The organism is Pseudomonas sp. LBUM1657 (assembly GCF_059716075.1).
Genome location: NZ_CP166799.1, coordinates 2,529,658 through 2,547,645, shown reverse-complemented (window position 1 = coordinate 2,547,645; position 17,988 = coordinate 2,529,658). Strand labels below are relative to the sequence as shown.

Genomic DNA, 17,988 nt, shown 5'->3' with positions numbered 1-17,988 from the left:
GTCGGCCAGGCACCGGACGACATCAAAAACGCGGCTTGACCGTTTTCCACTCCGGCTTGTAGCGCTGCATTTGTTTGACGTCGTCGCGCTGGCGAATGCCGCAGGTCAGGTACTGGTCGTGCAGCTTGCCCAATTGGTCGTGATCCAGCTCCAGGCCCAAGCCGGGTGCGCGGGTGATTTTCACGCAGCCATCGACAATGGGTATTTTGCCGCCCTTGATCACTTCTTCATCCGGCTCCTGCCAGGGGTAATGGGTGTCGCAGGCATAGTCGAGGTTTGGCACCGCGGCGGCGACATGCGCCATGGCCATCAGGCTGATGCCCAAGTGCGAGTTGGAATGCATTGACACGCCAAGGCCAAAGGTGTCGCACATTTTCGCCAACGCCTGGGTGTCACGCAGGCCGCCCCAATAGTGGTGGTCGGCGAGGACGATCTGCACGCTGTTCAACGCGATGCTGCGGCGAAACTCATCGAAGTCAGTGACCACCATGTTGGTCGCCAGTGGCAGGCCGGTGCGTTTGTGCAGCTCGGACATGCCCTCCAGGCCCGGCGTCGGGTCTTCGTAATATTGCAGATCGTCACCCAACAGCTCGGCCATGCGGATCGAGGTTTCCAGCGACCAGTTGGCGTTCGGGTCGATCCGCAGCGGGACGCCGGGAAAGGCCTTTTTCAGCGCCTTGATGCACGACACCTCATGCTCCGGTTCCAGCGCACCGGCCTTGAGCTTGATGCTCTTGAAACCGTACGCCTCAATCATGCGCCGGGCCTGAGCCACGATCTGTTCTTCATTCAGCGCTTCGCCCCAACTGTCGGGCTTGTACGGCGAATCAACATGCTGGGCGTACTTGAAAAACAGATAGGCGCTGAACGGAATCTCGTCGCGGATCGCCCCGCCCAGCAAGTCCACCAACGGCACGTTCAACGAGTGCGCCTGCAAATCCAGAAAGGCCACTTCGAACGCCGAGTACGCGTTACTCACCGCTTTGCTGGCATGAGAGCCCGGCGCCAGTTCCGCGCCGGCAATGCTGGCGGGTTTGTTCGCCGCCACAGTGGCCTGCACGATGGCGCGCAATTGATTGAGGTTGAACGGATCAAGGCCAATCAGCTGGTGCTGCAGTTGTTGTTGAATCGCCAGCGCCGGCGCGTCGCCATAGCTTTCGCCCAGACCAATGTAACCATTGTCGCTCTCGATCTCGATGATCGAGCGCAGCGCGAAAGGTTCGTGGATACCACTGGCATTGAGCAGCGGCGGATCGCGAAAGGCGATGGGGGTGACGGTGACTCGCTTGATTTTCAAGAGGCTGCTCCCTTTGGATCTGAACTCAATACTGGATGACTGATGGATTTAGTGGCCGCCGCGTCTTCGGCAGGTTGGCCGGCCAGTGCGCGGAGCGCGTCGCCACGGGGTGCCGTGCGGGCGAAAAAGATCACCACCGCCGCCACCATCGAAGTGGCTGCCAGACCATACAAACCGCCTTCGATCGAGCCGGTGGTCTGCTCCAGGAAACCGAACGCGGTTGGCGCGACGAAGCCACCGAGGTTGCCGATGGAGTTGATCAAGGCGATCACCGCCGCGGCGATGCGTGCATCCAGATAACCTTGCGGAATCGGCCAGAACAGCGCCGAGGCCGCCTTGAAACCGATGGCCGCAAAACAGATGGCGACGAAGGCGAAGATCGGCCCGCCGGTGGTGGACATGAACATGCCGAACGCGGCGATCACCAGGGTCAATGCCACCCAGGCTTGCTGGTGTTTCCATTTGCTGGCCATGGCGGCAAAGCCATACATGGCGATGATGGAAATGATCCACGGAATCGAGTTGAACAGGCCGACCTGGAAATCGCCGAGGTTGCCCATTTTCTTGATCATGCTCGGCAGCCAGAACGTGGCGCCATAGATGGTCAGGGCGATGGAAAAGTAGATGAAGCAGAACAGTGCGATTTGCCTGTCGGCCAGCAACTTGAACATCGACGGCTTGACTGTCTGCGTGGCTTCGCGGGCCTGTTGTTCCAGCGCGATGGCACCGATCAGTGCGTCCTTTTCTTCGGCGCTCAGCCACTTCGCTTCACGCGGATGCGATTGCAGCCAGAACCAGACAAACCCGCAAAGGACGATGGAGGCAAAGCCTTCAATCAAGAACATCCACTGCCAGCCGTGCAGGCTGAGCCCGCTGACGTTCAGCAGCGCACCGGACACCGGGCCGGAAATCACCGAAGCGATGGCCGAACCGCTGAGAAAAATCGCCATGGCCTTGCCCCGCTCGGTCGACGGCAGCCATTGGGTGAAGTAGTAAATGATGCCGGGGAAAAAACCCGCTTCTGCGGCGCCAAGAATGAAGCGCAGCACATAGAAACTGGTTTCGCCGCGCACAAACGCCATGGCCATGGCGGCAGCGCCCCAGGTAAACATGATGCGCGTCAGCCAGGCACGCGCACCGTAGCGTTGCAGCAGCAGGTTGGAAGGCACTTCGAAGATGGCGTAACCAATGAAAAACAGCCCGGCGCCCAGACCGTAGGCGGCCGCGCCGATGCCCAGATCGGTTTCCAAATGGCTGCGCACAAAGCCGATGTTGACCCGGTCGATGTAGTTGACGATGAACATCACCACGAACAGCGGCAGCACATGGCGCTTCACCTTGGCCGCTGCGCGGGCAAGCACATTTGGGTCCGGCGGACTCTGGAGGGTATTCAAGGGGCAACTCCCGATCATTGTTTTTTTAGGGACGGGCCGATGATGGACGCGGCAATTGTTCCCGTCTAATCTAACTTGGCATTCGATTGATACCTGGATTAGATCAATGTTCGAACTCACGCAACTGCGTTGCTTCACCACGGTCGCGACCGAACTCAACTTCCGCCGTGCCGCCGAACGACTGAACATGACGCAACCGCCCCTCAGTCGACAGATTCAGCTACTGGAACACCACCTCGGCGTCGAGCTGTTCACCCGCACCACCCGCAGCGTCGCCCTGACTGCGGCCGGCCGTGCCTTTTTCATCGAAGCGCAGAACCTGCTGGAGCGCGCCCAGCAAGCCGCCGTCACCGCCCGACGCTTCGCCGAGGGTGACATCGGTTCGGTCAACATCAGCTTCGTCGGCAGCGCGGTATACGAATTCCTGCCCAAAGTCATCACCGAAGCTCGACTCAAACAGCCCCATGTGAAAATCGATCTGTCGGAAATGAACACCTACCAGCAGCACGAAGCCCTTCGTGCGCGCCGCATCGATCTGGGCATTGTCCGCGCGCCCCTACTGGAACCGGGCTACGCCACCGAGTGCCTGGTGCGCGAGCCGTTTGTCCTGGCCGTGCCCAGCAATCACCGGTTGGCCAATGCCGAGACCGTGACGGTCAACGACCTCGACGCGCAACCGTTCCTGATGTACTCCCACGCCGCCTATCCGCCGTTCAACGAACTGCTCACCGGCATGCTTCGCTCTGCCCGCGTCGCCCCGGAATACGTGCAATGGCTCGGCTCTTCACTGACAATCCTGGCGTTGGTCAACGCCGGCATGGGACTGGCCCTGGTCCCTCGTTGCGCCACCAGCGTGGTGTTCAAGAATGTGGTGTTTCGCGATATCGATCTGGGCGAAGGCGTACAAAGCGAACTGCATTTGATCTGGCGCGAGAACAATGACAATCCGGCGTTTGCGATGTTGCTGGAGGGGATTCGGACGGCTGTGCGGGAGGGTTGGGGGTTGTGAATTGTGTAGGGAGGATGTGGGCACCAACCATCAACCGGGTTAATCGACGACCTTAATCTGCGTCAGCCCTACCCGCTCAGCCTGCTCTAAAATCTCCCCCGGCGTCGCGTCCGCCGTGGGCATGATCAGGCTGTTCTCTCCATCCCCAAAATGCAGTTGTAGCAGATGCATCGCCGCCTCATGGACGGGCAGCCGAGGCTGCTTGAGTTCGAACATGTGGGTGCGGGGCTCGCCGTTGAACAGGTATTCAACTGTGTAGTTGCGCATGGCGGAATCCTCGTAATGGGAAAAGTGGTCAGCAGTAGCAGCTATTGTGGAGCATCCCCCAAGTCATTCCAGTAGGGCGGCGTGCCAATCGCATCAAGGAAGTAGTTCCACACCACGCGTACCTTCTGGGACCTCAACCGATTCTCAGGGGATAGCAGATGTATCTGGCTGGGTGACTGCTCCACCGAACCTTCCCACTCGGGCAAAAGCCGAATGAGCTGCTTCTTGAGGAAGCTGTCTCTGCTAAACAGCCACGAAGGAAAAAACACGATGCCCCTGCCTGCGAGCGCTGCTTCCACCAGGACCTGCCCATTATTGCTTCGCAACGGGCCATGGACCTCGATGATCTGCGCGTTGTCGCTTCCGGGCTGCCGAAAATACCAGCGCTGCGCCCCTCCCGTTCCTTTGTAAACCAAACAAGCATGGTTCTGAAGGTCCTGCGGCGAGCTGGGGTGGCCATACTTTTCCAGATACTCTGCGCTAGCGCAGAGCACGTACATCTGGTCGCAGATTTTCCGGCCAATCAAGCCGGAATCCTCTAAATGTCCGACCCGGAATATGATGTCTGCACCTTCCTGAACAGGATCAATAAAGGCATCAGTGACGGTAAGCTCCACAGTCAATTCCGGGTACTTGTCATACAGACCGTTCAACAGCTTCACGATGTGTAGACTACCGAACGCGACGGGCGCGTTGATCCGTACTAGGCCGCGAATCTCTCCACACTTGCCACTGACCTCCTCATCGGCCGCGTCCAGCAATTCCAACACTTCTCGAATCTGTACGTAATACCGCTCACCCGCATCGGTCAGCTTTACCGCGCGCGTATTTCGATACAGCAGTTGCTGACCAACCTCCCGTTCCAGGGCCGCGATGAAACGCGATACCGAGGAGGCTGGAACACGGAAGTGACGCGCCGTCGCAGAGAAGCTGCCGGTGACGGCAACCATTGCAAAGTATCGGTGCGCTTTGAGATGCATGGGAAATCTCCGCCAGCGGGTCCGCTGAAATCATCAGGATGCGGTGACCAGTGGAGCATTTTCCGTCATCGAGCACGACCGAAATCTGCACGTTACAGATCGGACGGTTGTTACCGAGCTAGCCATCTCAATCTTGATGCGGGGCGTAATCGATATAGCCTTGCGCCCCGCCACCGTAAAAGGTTTCGCGCTTCGCCTCGGTCAGCGGCCATTCATTTTTCAGACGCTCCACCAGATCAGGGTTGCTGATGTAGGGCGTGCCAAATGCGGCGAGATCGATAACGCCGTCATTGATCAGCTCTTCTGCACGCGCGCGTGTCATGCCGCCAGCCAGTATGACCGCCGTGTCAGCCAGTTTCGATTTCATGATCGACAGAAGATTGATAAACGCCGCTTTCGGGCCGCCACCGCCACCTTCAGTCCCAGGGGCAGGGAAACCGGACTGATCCATGACATGAACGTACGCCAATTGGCGAGCGCCTATCTCGGCAGCAAGCGCGGTATAGGTTTCATCGATCTCGTCATACAAGGGCATGTCAAAGAGCTGCCCGTAGGGCGAAATGCGTATGCCCACACGGCCTGCGCCAATTCGGGCAACCACCGCGTCAATGACTTCCAGGGTGAACCGAAGACGGTTGGCCAACTCACCTGCCGAATACTGGTCTGTACGATCATTTACCAATGGATTCAAAAATTGCTCATGCAGATAACCATTGGCACCGTGAATCTCTACACCATCAAAACCCGCCTCGACTGCATTTTCAGCCGCTTGTGCGAACTCACCAACGATTCGCGAGACCTCGTCTGTCGTCAGCTGACGGGGCGCAGGCGGCGCCACCAGCGCCGGAGATCCATCAGCGTCGTATCCGAACGCTGTCGCGCCAACGGGCTGCTTTGTTGTGGCGCTCACAGGCAGTTTTCCACCTTCCTGGATGGAAGGATGCGAGACACGACCCACGTGCCAGATTTGCGCGAACATCTTGCCGCCAACGGATTGGACCGATTGAGTCGTGAGGCGCCACCCGGCGATTTGCTCGGCGGTGAAGATGCCAGGATTGAAGAGGTAGCCCTGCCCTTCACGGGATATAGGAGTGCCCTCGCTGACGATCAAGCCAGCGGTCGCGCGTTGCGTGTAGTACAAGGCAACACGCTCGTCGGCCGCATCATTAGGTGCGCGAGAGCGAGTAAGCGGCGCCATGACTACACGATTTTTGAGCGTGGTGTCGCCCAAGTGGAATTCTTCGAAGAGTTTCGACATTGGAGTTTCCAGGATTTATGGGTGGCATGTTGATTAGCTGCGAGGCATGCAGGTGATGCGGGGCGCCTTGAATCTACGCTCGTTCAACCTGCTGACTCATGGAGGAATCTCATACAGATCTGATGAATTCCTAAGGTGTACAGAGGCTAACTTGATGTTCTTAGAGCCACAATCCGTGCGAATTGCAAATGACTATTGCTTTTTTAGCAACGCGTGGAAGTATATTTCTCGACTTGCGCGTTCAAACGTGTGATGTGGGGCTGAACAGAAGGCGTATGCGTTGACCTGGCACTGCCGAACATCGTTCCGGTAAGGTAAAGAGCCGTTACAAGTCGAGGGCTTCAGGTGAATGAAGTGGTAATCCAGCAGATCACGGCGCTTCCTGCGCAGATCCGAATACTGGAGAAAGAGGCAATCGCGGAGGGATTCAGATTTCTCACTCGCTTGATTGCCGAATGGGAAACCGGGACCAATCGCTTCGATGCCCCTGGCGAATGCCTTATGGCGGCGTATCTGGATGGCCGTTTAGTAGCTATTGGAGGCCTTTCATATGACCCGTATGCGCAGAAGGACATCGGCAGGCTGCGCAGGGTGTATGTCGCGCGCTCATCAAGAGGTCAACACGTAGGAAGAAGCATCGTGAGTCATCTTCTCGAATACGCCGCTCAGCGATTCCGAATCGTACGTCTATCCACCGACACCTCGGGTGGAGCGGTATTTTATGTTCGGTGCGGCTTCCAACCTTTAGAGGATGACAATGCCACTCACATGAAGCTTCTTGAAAATGCTTGATGCGGACATTGTCACCCTACCAATGGCTGATTTCGGCTAAAAGTGGGGAGTTGCTCCACTGCACAATTATCCAAGTAGTTCTACCAGTAAGGGGAGCGATCCTATGAAGCCCGTCAAAATTCGTACCCTGCAAAGCACTGATGCTGAGGCGTTGCTGACCTTTGAACTGGACAATCGAGACTGGTTCGAGCGCCACATTGACGCGCGCGATTCTGCTTTTTACTCGGTGCAGGGCGTCACCAACCACATTACGGCTTATTTGTCTGATTTTGCCGCCGGAACCTGGCACCCATTTGTCATCGAGGAGCCTGGCGGAAAAATAGTGGGTCGAGCAAACCTGAAAGGCATCGACATGTCCGAGCGGTCGGCAGAAGTCGGCTATCGGATTGCTCAAAGTGCTTGCGGACGGGGACTGGCAACGCTGGCGGTGAGGCATCTGATCCAGGAGGCGCAGTTGCAGTGGAACCTTAAACAACTGGTTGCCAACGTATACGCTGCAAATATCGGTTCGGCAAAAGTACTCGAACGGTGTGGCTTCTCGGTCGAACATGTATCTCGGCAAGAAGGGGCAGAGCAGGAGTTTCGGTTCGGCCTGTCGATTTAGATGAGTGACCGATTGGACAGGTGCAACACCGTCTAATCTGAGTACAGCACGACCTCAAGCACGCCTCTAGCCTTTTGATACAGGGGAAACGGGATGACCGGAAAATCTGCGCGCCAATGCTCGCCATGGTTCCTGCCTTCCCTGCTCGCCATCAACCTGGCGCTGACAGCGGGATGTGCAGGCAACGCTGCCACGGCTCGCTATTCGGCCTCAAACATAGGCTCAAGTTGCTACGCAAAAGCGCTACCCACTGCCGGCGAGGGCGGCCTGGCTTGGGGCTCTACTTTGAACATGGCTCGCAAAAAATCCATGAATAACTGCATACGCTATGCCGGCCGATCCGGTGGCACGCCGGATACCTGCCAAGTGGTGTTGGCGGAGTGCAGAAATTAATAGCTTGGCAGTGAAGCGAGCCGTTGGGTTCGCGGTCAACCATCAACGCCGGACATCGAAATGCCAACCCCCGAATCCACCCTCCTCCAAAGCTGGCACCACAACGCCCAATCGTGGATCGAAGCCATCCATACCGGCACCATCGAAAGTCGCCTCAAGGTCACCAACCAGGCAATCCTGCTGGCGGTACTAGGTCGCCAGCCCGAGCGCGTGCTCGACCTTGGCTGCGGCGAGGGTTGGTTGTTGCGTGCGCTGGCTGAACGGGCCATTGAGGCGGTCGGTGTGGATGGCGATGCGACGCTGGTCGAGGCGGCGCGGGCGGCAGGTTCTTCGCGGGTACATTTGGCGAGCTATGAAGAGTTGGTGGAAGCGAAGGTGGACATCGGCAGCGACTACGACCTGATCTGCGCCAACTTCGCCCTGCTGCACCAGGACATCATCCCGCTGCTCGCCGCCATGTACGCCCTGCTCGCCCCCGGCGGCGTGCTGGTGATCCAGACGCTGCATCCGTGGACCGCGGCGGCGGGCGACTATCAGGACGGTTGGCGGGAAGAGACCTTCGCTGGGTTCGAGGGGCAGTGGCAACCCATGCCCTGGTACTTTCGCACTTTGTCCAGTTGGCTCAATGCCCTGGACATGGCCGGTTTTTGGCTGGCCGGCTTGCAGGAGCCGCAGCACCCGCAAAGTCCTGTGCCGCAGTCGTTGCTGTTGGTGGCTGAGCAGCGCAAATAATCAGGCAACATCCGGATAAGACGCTTTGTCCGTTACTGACCGGTTTCTGGCTGCCATTTCTCGCCTGTCTTCACCTTGCCGGGCGCCGCTCGGCGACTTTTCGTACAAACCCTGGACCGGGGCTCAACCTAGCAGCTCGGTGATCCACCGCGCATGCCGCGCGATGTCTTGCACCTTCTCCTCGGGCACGGCTTGCCGCGCCCGGGCAAAGTGGGTCAGGGTCCGCTGCTTCTGGCGCAGCCTGCGTTGCCACTTGAACAGGAACGCCGGGCTGCGGGCCTGCATCTGCAGCGGGCCGAAGTACAGTTCTTCGGCGGTGTACACCACAGGCCCGGCGCGCTCGGCGACGATGATTTCGTAGTCGAAGCGGTTTTCCCGCAGCAATTCCTCGCAGACGATGCGGTAGCCATTTTCCATCAGCCATTGGCGCAGTGGCTGCTCGCCGCCGTTGGGCTGCAGGATCAAGCGCTCCTGGCCGCTCAGACGCGTCTTGCCGCTGTCGAGGATGTCGCGGATCGTTTCGCCGCCCATGCCGCAGATGCTGATCGCCGTGATCCCGTCTCCCGGCTCGATCGCCGCAAGCCCATTGGCCAGTCGCACGGTGATCCGCAAGTCCAGGCCATTCTCGCGCACGGTGCGTTCGGCCGAGCGAAACGGCGTCAATGCCACCTCGCCGGCCACCGCCGCCGCGATGGCACCACGGCGCATCAACGCCACAGGCAGGTAACCGTGATCCGAGCCGATATCGGCCAGGCACGCACCTGCTGGCACATGCGCAGCCACGCGCTCCAGGCGCATGGACAATGTCTGTTCGTTCAACTGCAGCCCCTTTTCACCACGAACCTCCGGCAGCTTTGGCCAGATCAGGGCGCGATTCTGTCGAGCAACGCCGTGCATTTCAAATTTATGCGACCGGGGCCATCGTTCGCCCTGTACCGACTGCTCGCCTATCGCCCCAACGCGAACCATGGTTATGGGCCGCTTGTTGGTGACTTTTGAGGAGTGTATGGACCGGGGAATGGTTGCAGCCCTTCGTGACAGGCTGAAATCGGCCATAAGCGGTCAATCACCCGATGAAATTTGCCTTGCCCCCTTCAATGTTGTATGTAATCCCACGCACATTCAGTGCATAAAATGGTTCGCAGGAATGGACACCAGTTCCCTCACATTTCAACAGTTGTTTCGTCCGGGAAGCTCCTCAAATGGCTGCACCGTGGCCGAACGATTCTCCATCGATTTTCTGATTAACGGACGTTCGTTGCTCAATGCTCTCGTCTTAGCTGATGGTGGTCATTCAGATTTCATGGGCTGTTTCGTCAAGGGCTTCCCGGAGCCAAACAGCCTATCTAACTCTCGCCTACTTTTACGCGAACACGCTGAAACAGAAAGTGGTCGTATACTCCTTTACATCTGCCCCGAGTGCGGCGACATCGGGTGTGGCGCCTACTCAGTATATGTTCGCCAAAACGATGACTGTTTCACTTGGGATTCCTTTGCTTACGAGAACGGCTATGAAGAGCCTCAAATCATAGACGGTGTTGGCCCCTTCACATTTGAGAAGCATGCATATGAGGCAGCTATCACCGATGCGGCGGCTTTCTAAAAGGTAATTCAGCAGCCCTATTGCAGACATCTGCAACGGGCACAATCGGCCAGAAGGAGTCACTGGACACCTCTGCCGTCAGTCGCTAGCCTCAGCCGTCACTGACATTTAGGTGTCTCACAAACTCTTCACATACAGCCAAAAGTCAGGAGCCGGCACACCTATGGCCTACGAACTTCATATTGTCAGACCAATGGAAATAGCTCTTGAAGAATGGCAATCACTTTGCGCAAGTGATCCATCGATGAAGCTAGAAAACGAGTTTGCTCGCAGAAATCCCGTCACCGGTGAAACCATTGTTTCCAGCGGGAAAAACTCAGCAATTTGGACGTCTCCACTAACACAGCAACAATATCTCTTTGATTATCGCAGGGGGATGATTTCCTTCGTCTACAGCGATGCGGCAATCATTAAGGCCAAGGAAATTGCGAAAGCACTCGCAGGCAGTATTGAAGGAGATGAAGGTGAGGCATATTGAAAATAGCTTGATGACGGATGCTCTCTAGCGTCGTCTCAGCGGATTTCACCTGCTAGCTGCCGACTGGCCGCTATGGGTCGTTTTCTGCCTCTCGCGACAGGCTGAAATCGGCCAAAATCGGTCGCTCGCTACTGATTCCGACGCGTTAACACTCAAAGCCATGACTGATCAATCCCACCAACACCTCCCCTGCCTCACTCAACTCCCCCGGGGCCAACATCAGTCGTAATTCATGCACGGGTAGCTCAGGAAACCCGTCAGCAACAGTCAGCACGCGCATGCCTTGACGCGCTTGGGCACGGTCGACGATGCCAATGGCCAATCCGGCCTCAATGGCGGTTTCCAATGCAGTGACCCCGGCGCTCATGATCACCGCCCGCCAGCGCCGACCTTGCTGGGTCAGCGCGTCAACAGCCACGCTTCGATACGGGCAACCCTTGCCGTGCAATGCAAGGGGGACCGGTTTGGTGAGGTCCTGTATGTAGTCGTGGGCGGCAACCCAGACCGGTTGCGTGATGCCGAAGGTCTTTATGCAGCGCATCTGCGACGTAGCACCATCAACCGGCGCCACTAACAGCGCCATATCCAATTGCCCACGCTGAAGGCGGGTGTTCAAGCGGCCACTGGCACCGGTTTCTACCTCCAGTTCTATGTAAGGAAAATCCGCCGTCAAGTGCGGCAGCGTACAACCCAGTACCGCGCCGGCGTACTCCTCGGAAATGCCCAGTCTGACTCGCCCACTGGCCACCGGCGCGGTAAAGCTGGCAAGCAGTTGGTCGTGGAGCCGTAATAGTTCGGCGCTTTGCAGCGTAAAGCGCCGGCCCAGAGGAGTCAGGCTCACTGTCTGATTATCGCGCTCCAACAAGCGCCCCCCTGCCACTGCTTCCAGGCGACGCACATGCAGACTGACCGCCGATGGGCTCTTGTTCAAAAAGCTTGCAGCAGCCAGGAATTGCCCAAAGCGCACAATCGCATGAAAAGTTCGCAGCAATTCAATATCAAGCGCTTCGGTCATGGTTTATAAATCCTGCATCAGTGGTTCTGATCGTATCGTTTGATTGCATCAGAGTATTACTCATACCATCGAACTCAGCCCCCTGTCAGGTGCCATTCGATGAACGTTATTCAAACTCGCTTATCACTTTTGACTAGCGGCGTGTTGCTGTTGGCCATGGTCGTCAGCTGGAGCTCTGGTTTCATCGGTTATCGCTACGTGGCCGATCAGGGAAGCGTCTATCTGGCCTCTTTATGGCGCTTCATCCTGGCGGCGGCGGTGTTGCTGCCCTTCGCTTGGGCGGGTTTGCGTGAATTACGCGGCAGTGATGTTGCACATCAAGGACTGCTGGGGTTGTTCGCGATTGGCGGTTACATCGGACCGATCGCTGGATCCATTCAACTGGGTGTGGCGCCGGGCACTGCCTCACTCATCGCCAACCTATTGCCACTGACGATTGTGATGTTGGCAGGTTGCGTGCCTGGGCAGCGCACGCACGGCTGGCAGTGGGTGGGCTTGGCGCTGTGTCTGACCGGCATGCTGGTGGCCAGCGGTACTAGCGTCGAATGGGATGCCGCTGACCTCTGGGTTTACAGCTTGCCACTGCTGGCAGTCCTCTCCCTGGCGGCGGCCACGCTGTACCAGAAAGCTTCGCCCGGTACATCGATGCCTGCCCCGACTGCGCTGTTCATTCAGGTATGTGCAGTGATCCCGGTGTTTACGGTGCTGGCCTGCCTCGAAGGGGAAATACGGCCGCCGACCAGCGCAGGCTTTGCAGGGGGCGTTTTGTGGCTAGTGGTCTTCGCGACCTTGGGTGGCTATGGATTTTACTGGCTGTGCCTGCAACGTTTCAGCATTCAACGCATCAGTGGTGCACTTTTTCTGACACCACCGGTGACCATGATTTGGGCATGGCTGCAGTTCGGCGACCCGTTGACCGTCAGTGCAATAGTGGGTGTCGGATTGACCCTGCTGGGATTGCTATTGCTGGGGAGGAGCCCAGTGGACGGGCTTCGTTCCAGCAAAGCCAGCCGGCGCGAAAGTTGCTCTTTATAAAACACGGGTGGCGTGCGCCGACGATTAATGAACGTTTTAGCCAATTTGTTGCATCGACCGGTTGAATCCACAGTCGATTGCAGCCCTTCGCGATAGGCAGCCATCGGCCGATTCTGTTGAAAAATGTAGATTCAGTTCCCTGATGGCGAATAGAACCCTGATTTTCGAATGCATTCATCCAGAGCTTGATCTGGGGATTCTCCTTGGTAGGAAGCCTCCAGAAACTCCAAAGACTTGGCAACCACGTCCAGGCTTACATCTTTGAAAGTTACAACCCAAAGAATGGCGAGCCTTCAAGAACGAGCGTTCGCACGTCACCAAAGTCAACACCATCATCTTCCGATCCAGACAGACCGACTGCGCGACGTGTCCGATGAAAGCCAAGTGCTGCCCGAACACTGCGTTTCGCAAGATCGCCCGCAGCGTCCATGAAGCCGCTCGGGGTGTGGCTCGGCGCATCGCAGCGACGGCGCAATACGTGCGCTCTCGCCACGAGCGTAAAAAGGTCGAAATGTTGTTTGCTATCGATTTAAGGCCGCCCCCTCAGATAGCCGCTTTTTCATGTGGTTTAGTGCCCCGTAACCGCAGGCCTGCCAGCCCCACGCGGGCCCGATTTGAAGCCGTGAACCCGAGCGTTCCAGACAATTGCAAACCCCACACCCACCAACACCACCATTGCCCATGGAAATGCGGCGACGCCCCACCTATCCAGCAACACCCCACCCACCACCCCACTCCCAGCAATCGCGCTATTCCAGGCCACCACATTCAACGACAACGCCACATCCGCCCCATCCCCCGCCGCATCCGCCAGTGCCGTTTGCAGCAACGTCGCCGCCCCACCGAAGCTCAACCCCCAAACCGCCACGCCGATGTAGATCATCTCAGGCACGCTACCCAAAAAACCTAACATCACGCAAACGGCCGCAAACGCTGCCAAGCTCACCAACACAGTCTTGCGCAACAATGGCTCAACCAATTTGGCAGTCACCCAAATCCCCACCAACGCCGCAATACCAAACACCAACAACACCAAATCCACTTGATCCCCCAACCCCGCCGGCGCCACAAACGGTGCGATGTAGGTGTAGAGAATGTTGTGTGCCAGCATCCAACTGATCACCACCGCTAGCACAGGTTGTACGCCCGGCGTGGTCAGCACGGTGCGCAGCGACATGCGCTGGTGCGCGGCTTGGGGTGGGTAGTCAGGGACTTTCACCAGTACCCAGGCGATCAGCACCAGGGTCAGGGCCGACATGATGCTGAAGGTGGTGCGCCAACCCACGAGGCCGCCCAGCCAGGTGCCGAGGGGCACGCCCAGGGACAGAGCAATCGGTGTGCCGACCATCGCCAGCGCCAGCGCCTTGCCCTGTTGATGGGGCGCAACCATGCGGCGTGCGTAGCCGGCCAGCAGGCTCCAGGCCAACCCCGCCGCGACACCGGCGAAGAAGCGCGCCACCAGAGTCACGCCGTAATGGGATGACAGCGCGGTGATGGAATTGAACAGCAAGAAACCGACGATGGTCAGCAGCAGCACGTTACGGCGGCGCCAGCCGCGGGTGGCGATGGTCATGGGGATGACCGCCAGCATCGAGCCCAGAGCGTAAGCGGTGACCATCTGGCCGGCCATGGAGGGGGAAATCGCCAGGCCTTCACTGATCAGCGGCAACAGGCCAGCGGGCAGGGTTTCGGTGACGATGCAGATGAAGCCGGTCATGGCCAGAGCAAGCAACGCGCCGATGGGCAGGCGGTCGGGCGCTGCCGATAAGGTGATTGAGGGTGTCACGGGAGACTCCTTGAGCGAGGATTTCAGATTTAAATACTGATCGATACAAATGTTGAGGGCAGCCAGCGCTCGTTGTCAACGACTTATGTATCGACTAGTATTTATCTCGTCATCCAGAGGAGCCTTGAAATGGCGCAAATGGGCCGCCCCCGCACCTTCGACCGCGACCACGCCGTGGAACAGGCCTTGCACCTGTTTTGGCAACACGGCTACGACGCGACCTCCCTCGCTCAGTTGAAAGCCGGACTCGGTGGCGGGATCTCCGCGCCGAGTTTTTACGCGGCGTTCGGTTCCAAGGAAGCGTTGTTTGATGAGTGCGTGCAGCATTACCTGGCGACCTTCGCCCTGGTCACCGAATGCCTGTGGGACGAGAGCCTGCCGCCACGCCAGGCCATCGAGACCGCGCTGCGCCAGTCGGCGCGCATGCAATGTGAAGAAGGCCATCCCAAGGGCTGCATGGTGGCCCTCGGCGTGATGAGCGCGCCCAGCCCAGAGAATGCGCGGGTGGTCAATGCCCTGACCCAATCTCGCGCCCGCACTCGCGCGGGGATTTTGGCGTGTGTTGAGCGGGGTGTCAGTACCGGTCAGTTGCCGGGCAATATTTACGCGCCCGCGATGGCTACGGTGTTCGACAGTTTCCTGCAGGGTATTTCCATCCTTGCTCGGGATAACACGCAGCATGGGGTCATTGATGCGGCCATCACCCAAGTAATGCTGACGTGGGACATTGCTGCCTCTACCGAGCCACCCACCTATTGCAATGGTTAAAAGGGACTGATCGATTTAGCCGGTGAATGATGTGTGGGAAGCCAAAGTTTGTACCATAGGCTGTTGCGAAACTTTCTTTTCAACCGCTTCACTCAATAAGCAGCAATCGGCCAGAAGCAGCTATTCGCTGAATCCGAACCAGCGACCACGCATCTTAAAGATGCAGCACCGGACCAGCCTCAGCGCCGTGCCCTGGCGCTTCGAGCTTGACCCGCATCCCGATCAACAGCGCTGCGAGCAGCATCAGGATACCGGCGGCGACAAATACGCCGGCGATGCCACTGAAACTGAACATGGCGCCCCCGGCAGCGGCACCCGCAGCGATCGCCGACTGCACCGAGGCCACTACCATTCCTCCCGCGCTTTCCGCCTGATCTGGCACCGCCCGGGCTACCCAGTTTGACCACGCCACTGGTACACCGCCGAAAGCCATGCCCCAAAGTGCCAACAACAACGCCTGACACGGCACAGAAGCAGGCAGCAACACCAGGGCTAATGCTGCAACGCCGACCAGCGCAGGCATCAGTACCATCGTCCCGCGCGGGCTACGTTCAAGTAGCCAGCCGGCCAGCAGCGTGCCGACGAAGTTAGCCGCGCCGAAACTCAGCAGCATCAACGCCAATCCTTCGGCCCCCACGCCGGTTGTGCTTTCCAGAAACGGCCGGATGTAGGTGAACAACGCGAAGTGCCCTGTGTGCACCAGCACGCAACCCAGCATGCCCACGGCAATGCCGGGACGCAGCAGCACTTCAAGCACCGTTCTCAACCGCGCCGTCCTGCGCGGTGCCAGAGGCGGCAGCGTGAAAAGCTGGAAAACCAGCGTCACTACCCCGACGGCGGCGGCCGCTACAAAGGCACTGCGCCAGCCATACAGTCCGCCCAAATAGCTGCCGAGCGGCACCGCCACCACAGTGCCCACTGCAATACCGCTGAAAATAATCGACAGGGCCCGCGGCAGCAGCGCCGCCGGCACCAGGCGCATCGCCACTGCCGCCGCCATGCTCCAGAAGCCGCCCAGTGCGATGCCTAGCAAAATCCGCATGATCAGCAGCACCATCAGGCTGGAAGAGAAAGCCACCAGCAAGTTGGAGGCAATCATCAGCGTGGAAAAGCACAGCAATACCACTCGCCGGTCGATCCCTCGCGTCAAGCCTGGCACCAGTAATCCGGAGAACAGCGCCACTACCGCCGTCACTGTCACCGCCTGCCCCGCCAAGGCTTCCGACACCCCCAGTTCAACGGCCATCGGCGTCAGCAAGCTGGCCGGAAGGTACTCCGCCGTCAACAATCCAAACACGCCCATCGCCAATGAAAATACCGCCATCCAGGCCGGCGTCGCTGGCTCTACATCAGCCTCGTTGCCAAAGCGCACATCATCTACAACGTCACACACCCCATTACTCATCACTAAATACCTCTGGAAATTATCTCAACCAGAAGTCTATGGACGCAGACCAGGATGTTCTATGATGCAAAGTCTTTAGTTTTTGACCGAAACCCCGAAATGACCTCTCTAGATCAGTTCGCCTTATCGTCCGATCTCATCAACGAACTGTTGCGCGGCATGCGCCTGCGGGGCGTAGAGTACCGTCGCATCCAGGCCGGCCCCTCTTTCGGATTGGGCTTCGCAGCCAAACCAGGGCACGCCTATTTCCACTTCCTCGCCGTCGGCACCGCCGTCCTGCGTGCGGGAGACGGCACTTTGTACGAGTTGTCGGCCGGCAACGCCGTGTTTATCGCCCAGGGTGAAGCCCATCAGCTTCTCTCAAGCCTGGACGTCCCCGCCCAGGACATCGGCAGCTTCGACGCGGCCCCTCTCGGCGATGCGGTCTGCGCCGTGGATGCTTCCCCTGGTGCCGATGCCAGCCCCAGCACCATTATCTTCAGCGGCTGCATGGAGTTTGAACTCGGCAGCATGCAAGGTCTCGGCGGGTTGATGCCAGATCTGATGCTGATTGATGCCAGGGGGCAGCGTTACCCTGGGCTTATGCCGATTCTCGCCTCCATGGAGCGCGAAGTTCGCTCCGCACGCGTCGGCTTCGCAGGCATCCTCGCTCGTCTCGCCGACGTAGTGGCGGCGATGATCGTGCGCGGCTGGGTTGAATGCGCCTGTGGCAATGCCTCTGGCTTGGTGGCCGCATTACGCGACCCCAGGCTGGCCCACGCACTCCTGGCGTTGCACCGAGAGCCGGCGCGTGACTGGACCGTGGCGGAACTGGCGGCGCAATGTCATACCTCCCGTTCGGTGTTCGCGGAACGCTTCCAGGCCACTATCGGCATTCCCCCGCTGCGCTATGCCACGGAGCTGCGTATGCGCCTCGCCAGTCAATGGCTGAGCCTCGAGCGACTGCCTATTGAGACCGTGGCGCTGCGTCTGGGCTACACCTCGCAGGCGGCGTTCAGCCGCGCCTTCAAGCGCATCACCGGCCAGCCACCCGGCGCCAGCCGGCAAGTGGCTCGTTCTATTGCATCCTGAAGTACGAAGATGTGGAGTGTGCATAGACACTTGTATCGATTTGGTAATCCCCGATGTGAACGGCTGGTATGGGTCGATCCAAGTCATACAGCCGCCGATCA

At 58.5% G+C, this 17,988-nt stretch carries 19 protein-coding genes and 1 pseudogene; 11 read left to right on the top strand and 9 right to left on the bottom strand.

Annotated features, from left to right (window positions below; all coding sequences use genetic code 11):
- Positions 1-22 precede the first annotated feature (22 nt).
- Both ACA055_RS11745 and ACA055_RS11740 read right to left on the bottom strand, forming a co-directional pair.
- A complete protein-coding gene (locus tag ACA055_RS11745; RefSeq protein WP_497683773.1) occupies positions 23-1,297 on the bottom strand; it encodes a glucarate dehydratase family protein in 1,275 nt (424 codons plus the stop codon).
- A complete protein-coding gene (locus ACA055_RS11740) occupies positions 1,294-2,691 on the bottom strand; it encodes an MFS transporter (protein WP_497683772.1) in 1,398 nt (465 codons plus the stop codon). Before ACA055_RS11740 ends, ACA055_RS11745 begins: the two co-directional genes overlap by 4 nt.
- A 106-nt stretch (positions 2,692-2,797) precedes the next feature.
- Here ACA055_RS11740 and ACA055_RS11735 point away from each other — a divergent pair, with 106 nt between their 5' ends.
- Positions 2,798-3,700: a LysR family transcriptional regulator gene (locus ACA055_RS11735; protein ID WP_497683771.1), complete on the top strand. Its 903-nt coding sequence runs from the start codon at positions 2,798-2,800 to the stop codon at positions 3,698-3,700.
- A gap of 39 nt (positions 3,701-3,739) precedes the next feature.
- Here ACA055_RS11735 and ACA055_RS11730 read toward each other — a convergent pair whose 3' ends face one another.
- From ACA055_RS11730 to ACA055_RS11720, 3 genes are all read right to left on the bottom strand, one after another.
- A complete protein-coding gene (locus ACA055_RS11730) occupies positions 3,740-3,967 on the bottom strand; it encodes a hypothetical protein (RefSeq protein WP_497683770.1) in 228 nt (75 codons plus the stop codon).
- Between the two features lie 41 nt (positions 3,968-4,008).
- Complete coding sequence (locus tag ACA055_RS11725; RefSeq protein WP_497683769.1) at positions 4,009-4,947, bottom strand: LysR family transcriptional regulator; 939 nt, start codon at positions 4,945-4,947, stop codon at positions 4,009-4,011.
- 127 nt (positions 4,948-5,074) lie between these two features.
- Positions 5,075-6,205 carry an alkene reductase gene (locus tag ACA055_RS11720; protein ID WP_497683768.1) on the bottom strand — a complete coding sequence of 377 codons (1,131 nt, stop codon included), beginning with the start codon at positions 6,203-6,205 and terminating at the stop codon, positions 5,075-5,077.
- Between the two features lie 345 nt (positions 6,206-6,550).
- Here ACA055_RS11720 and ACA055_RS11715 point away from each other — a divergent pair, with 345 nt between their 5' ends.
- The 4 genes from ACA055_RS11715 to ACA055_RS11700 all read left to right on the top strand — a co-directional run bounded on the left by ACA055_RS11715 (position 6,551) and on the right by ACA055_RS11700 (position 8,726).
- Positions 6,551-6,997, top strand: coding sequence for a GNAT family N-acetyltransferase (locus tag ACA055_RS11715; protein WP_497683767.1), 447 nt, complete (start codon positions 6,551-6,553; stop codon positions 6,995-6,997).
- A gap of 103 nt (positions 6,998-7,100) precedes the next feature.
- Complete coding sequence (locus tag ACA055_RS11710; protein ID WP_497683766.1) at positions 7,101-7,601, top strand: GNAT family N-acetyltransferase; 501 nt, start codon at positions 7,101-7,103, stop codon at positions 7,599-7,601.
- Between the two features lie 93 nt (positions 7,602-7,694).
- Entirely contained in the window at positions 7,695-7,994 is a 300-nt protein-coding gene (locus ACA055_RS11705; protein WP_497683765.1) for a hypothetical protein, read from the top strand.
- Positions 7,995-8,054: 60 nt separating this feature from the next.
- Positions 8,055-8,726: a class I SAM-dependent methyltransferase gene (locus tag ACA055_RS11700; RefSeq protein WP_497683764.1), complete on the top strand. Its 672-nt coding sequence runs from the start codon at positions 8,055-8,057 to the stop codon at positions 8,724-8,726.
- Between the two features lie 123 nt (positions 8,727-8,849).
- Here the strand turns inward: ACA055_RS11700 and ACA055_RS11695 are convergent, their stop codons facing one another.
- Positions 8,850-9,545, bottom strand: a complete 696-nt coding sequence (locus ACA055_RS11695; RefSeq protein ID WP_497683763.1) for a tRNA (adenine(22)-N(1))-methyltransferase — start codon at positions 9,543-9,545, stop codon at positions 8,850-8,852.
- Positions 9,546-9,744: 199 nt separating this feature from the next.
- Between ACA055_RS11695 and ACA055_RS11690 the strand changes: the two genes are divergently transcribed.
- Positions 9,745-10,329, top strand: a complete 585-nt coding sequence (locus tag ACA055_RS11690) for a hypothetical protein (protein WP_497683762.1) — start codon at positions 9,745-9,747, stop codon at positions 10,327-10,329.
- A 163-nt stretch (positions 10,330-10,492) separates the two neighbouring features.
- Positions 10,493-10,807, top strand: a complete 315-nt coding sequence (locus ACA055_RS11685) for a hypothetical protein (RefSeq protein WP_497683761.1) — start codon at positions 10,493-10,495, stop codon at positions 10,805-10,807.
- 145 nt (positions 10,808-10,952) lie between these two features.
- On the opposite strand, the gene ACA055_RS11680 is transcribed toward ACA055_RS11685, so the two are convergent.
- Positions 10,953-11,822, bottom strand: coding sequence for a LysR substrate-binding domain-containing protein (locus ACA055_RS11680; RefSeq protein ID WP_497683760.1), 870 nt, complete (start codon positions 11,820-11,822; stop codon positions 10,953-10,955).
- A gap of 99 nt (positions 11,823-11,921) precedes the next feature.
- Here ACA055_RS11680 and ACA055_RS11675 point away from each other — a divergent pair, with 99 nt between their 5' ends.
- Positions 11,922-12,857 carry a DMT family transporter gene (locus tag ACA055_RS11675; RefSeq protein WP_497683759.1) on the top strand — a complete coding sequence of 312 codons (936 nt, stop codon included), beginning with the start codon at positions 11,922-11,924 and terminating at the stop codon, positions 12,855-12,857.
- A gap of 280 nt (positions 12,858-13,137) precedes the next feature.
- Positions 13,138-13,380: pseudogene (locus tag ACA055_RS11670) on the top strand (IS5/IS1182 family transposase); the annotation flags it as partial.
- 45 nt (positions 13,381-13,425) lie between these two features.
- On the opposite strand, the gene ACA055_RS11665 reads toward ACA055_RS11670, so the two are convergent.
- Positions 13,426-14,643, bottom strand: a complete 1,218-nt coding sequence (locus ACA055_RS11665) for an MFS transporter (protein ID WP_497683758.1) — start codon at positions 14,641-14,643, stop codon at positions 13,426-13,428.
- A 129-nt stretch (positions 14,644-14,772) separates the two neighbouring features.
- On the opposite strand from ACA055_RS11665, the gene ACA055_RS11660 reads away from it, so the two are divergent.
- Entirely contained in the window at positions 14,773-15,411 is a 639-nt protein-coding gene (locus ACA055_RS11660) for a TetR/AcrR family transcriptional regulator (protein WP_497683757.1), read from the top strand.
- 154 nt (positions 15,412-15,565) lie between these two features.
- Here ACA055_RS11660 and ACA055_RS11655 read toward each other — a convergent pair whose 3' ends face one another.
- Complete coding sequence (locus ACA055_RS11655; RefSeq protein ID WP_497683756.1) at positions 15,566-16,816, bottom strand: MFS transporter; 1,251 nt, start codon at positions 16,814-16,816, stop codon at positions 15,566-15,568.
- 99 nt (positions 16,817-16,915) lie between these two features.
- On the opposite strand from ACA055_RS11655, the gene ACA055_RS11650 reads away from it, so the two are divergent.
- Complete coding sequence (locus tag ACA055_RS11650; protein WP_497683755.1) at positions 16,916-17,887, top strand: AraC family transcriptional regulator; 972 nt, start codon at positions 16,916-16,918, stop codon at positions 17,885-17,887.
- Positions 17,888-17,988: the final 101 nt, after the last annotated feature.

What these genes read in the sequence shown, in the direction of transcription:
- ACA055_RS11705 (WP_497683765.1), top strand. Translation starts at nt 7,695, where the DNA reads ATGACCGGAAAATCTGCGCGCCAATGCTCGCCATGGTTCCTGCCTTCC.
- ACA055_RS11685 (WP_497683761.1), top strand. Translation starts at nt 10,493, where the DNA reads ATGGCCTACGAACTTCATATTGTCAGACCAATGGAAATAGCTCTTGAA.
- ACA055_RS11650 (WP_497683755.1), top strand. Translation starts at nt 16,916, where the DNA reads ATGACCTCTCTAGATCAGTTCGCCTTATCGTCCGATCTCATCAACGAA.
- ACA055_RS11710 (WP_497683766.1), top strand. Translation starts at nt 7,101, where the DNA reads ATGAAGCCCGTCAAAATTCGTACCCTGCAAAGCACTGATGCTGAGGCG.
- ACA055_RS11735 (WP_497683771.1), top strand. Translation starts at nt 2,798, where the DNA reads ATGTTCGAACTCACGCAACTGCGTTGCTTCACCACGGTCGCGACCGAA.
- ACA055_RS11655 (WP_497683756.1), bottom strand. Translation starts at nt 16,816, where the DNA reads ATGAGTAATGGGGTGTGTGACGTTGTAGATGATGTGCGCTTTGGCAAC.
- ACA055_RS11725 (WP_497683769.1), bottom strand. Translation starts at nt 4,947, where the DNA reads ATGCATCTCAAAGCGCACCGATACTTTGCAATGGTTGCCGTCACCGGC.
- ACA055_RS11720 (WP_497683768.1), bottom strand. Translation starts at nt 6,205, where the DNA reads ATGTCGAAACTCTTCGAAGAATTCCACTTGGGCGACACCACGCTCAAA.
- ACA055_RS11700 (WP_497683764.1), top strand. Translation starts at nt 8,055, where the DNA reads ATGCCAACCCCCGAATCCACCCTCCTCCAAAGCTGGCACCACAACGCC.
- ACA055_RS11730 (WP_497683770.1), bottom strand. Translation starts at nt 3,967, where the DNA reads ATGCGCAACTACACAGTTGAATACCTGTTCAACGGCGAGCCCCGCACC.
- ACA055_RS11680 (WP_497683760.1), bottom strand. Translation starts at nt 11,822, where the DNA reads ATGACCGAAGCGCTTGATATTGAATTGCTGCGAACTTTTCATGCGATT.
- ACA055_RS11660 (WP_497683757.1), top strand. Translation starts at nt 14,773, where the DNA reads ATGGCGCAAATGGGCCGCCCCCGCACCTTCGACCGCGACCACGCCGTG.
- ACA055_RS11675 (WP_497683759.1), top strand. Translation starts at nt 11,922, where the DNA reads ATGAACGTTATTCAAACTCGCTTATCACTTTTGACTAGCGGCGTGTTG.
- ACA055_RS11690 (WP_497683762.1), top strand. Translation starts at nt 9,745, where the DNA reads ATGGTTGCAGCCCTTCGTGACAGGCTGAAATCGGCCATAAGCGGTCAA.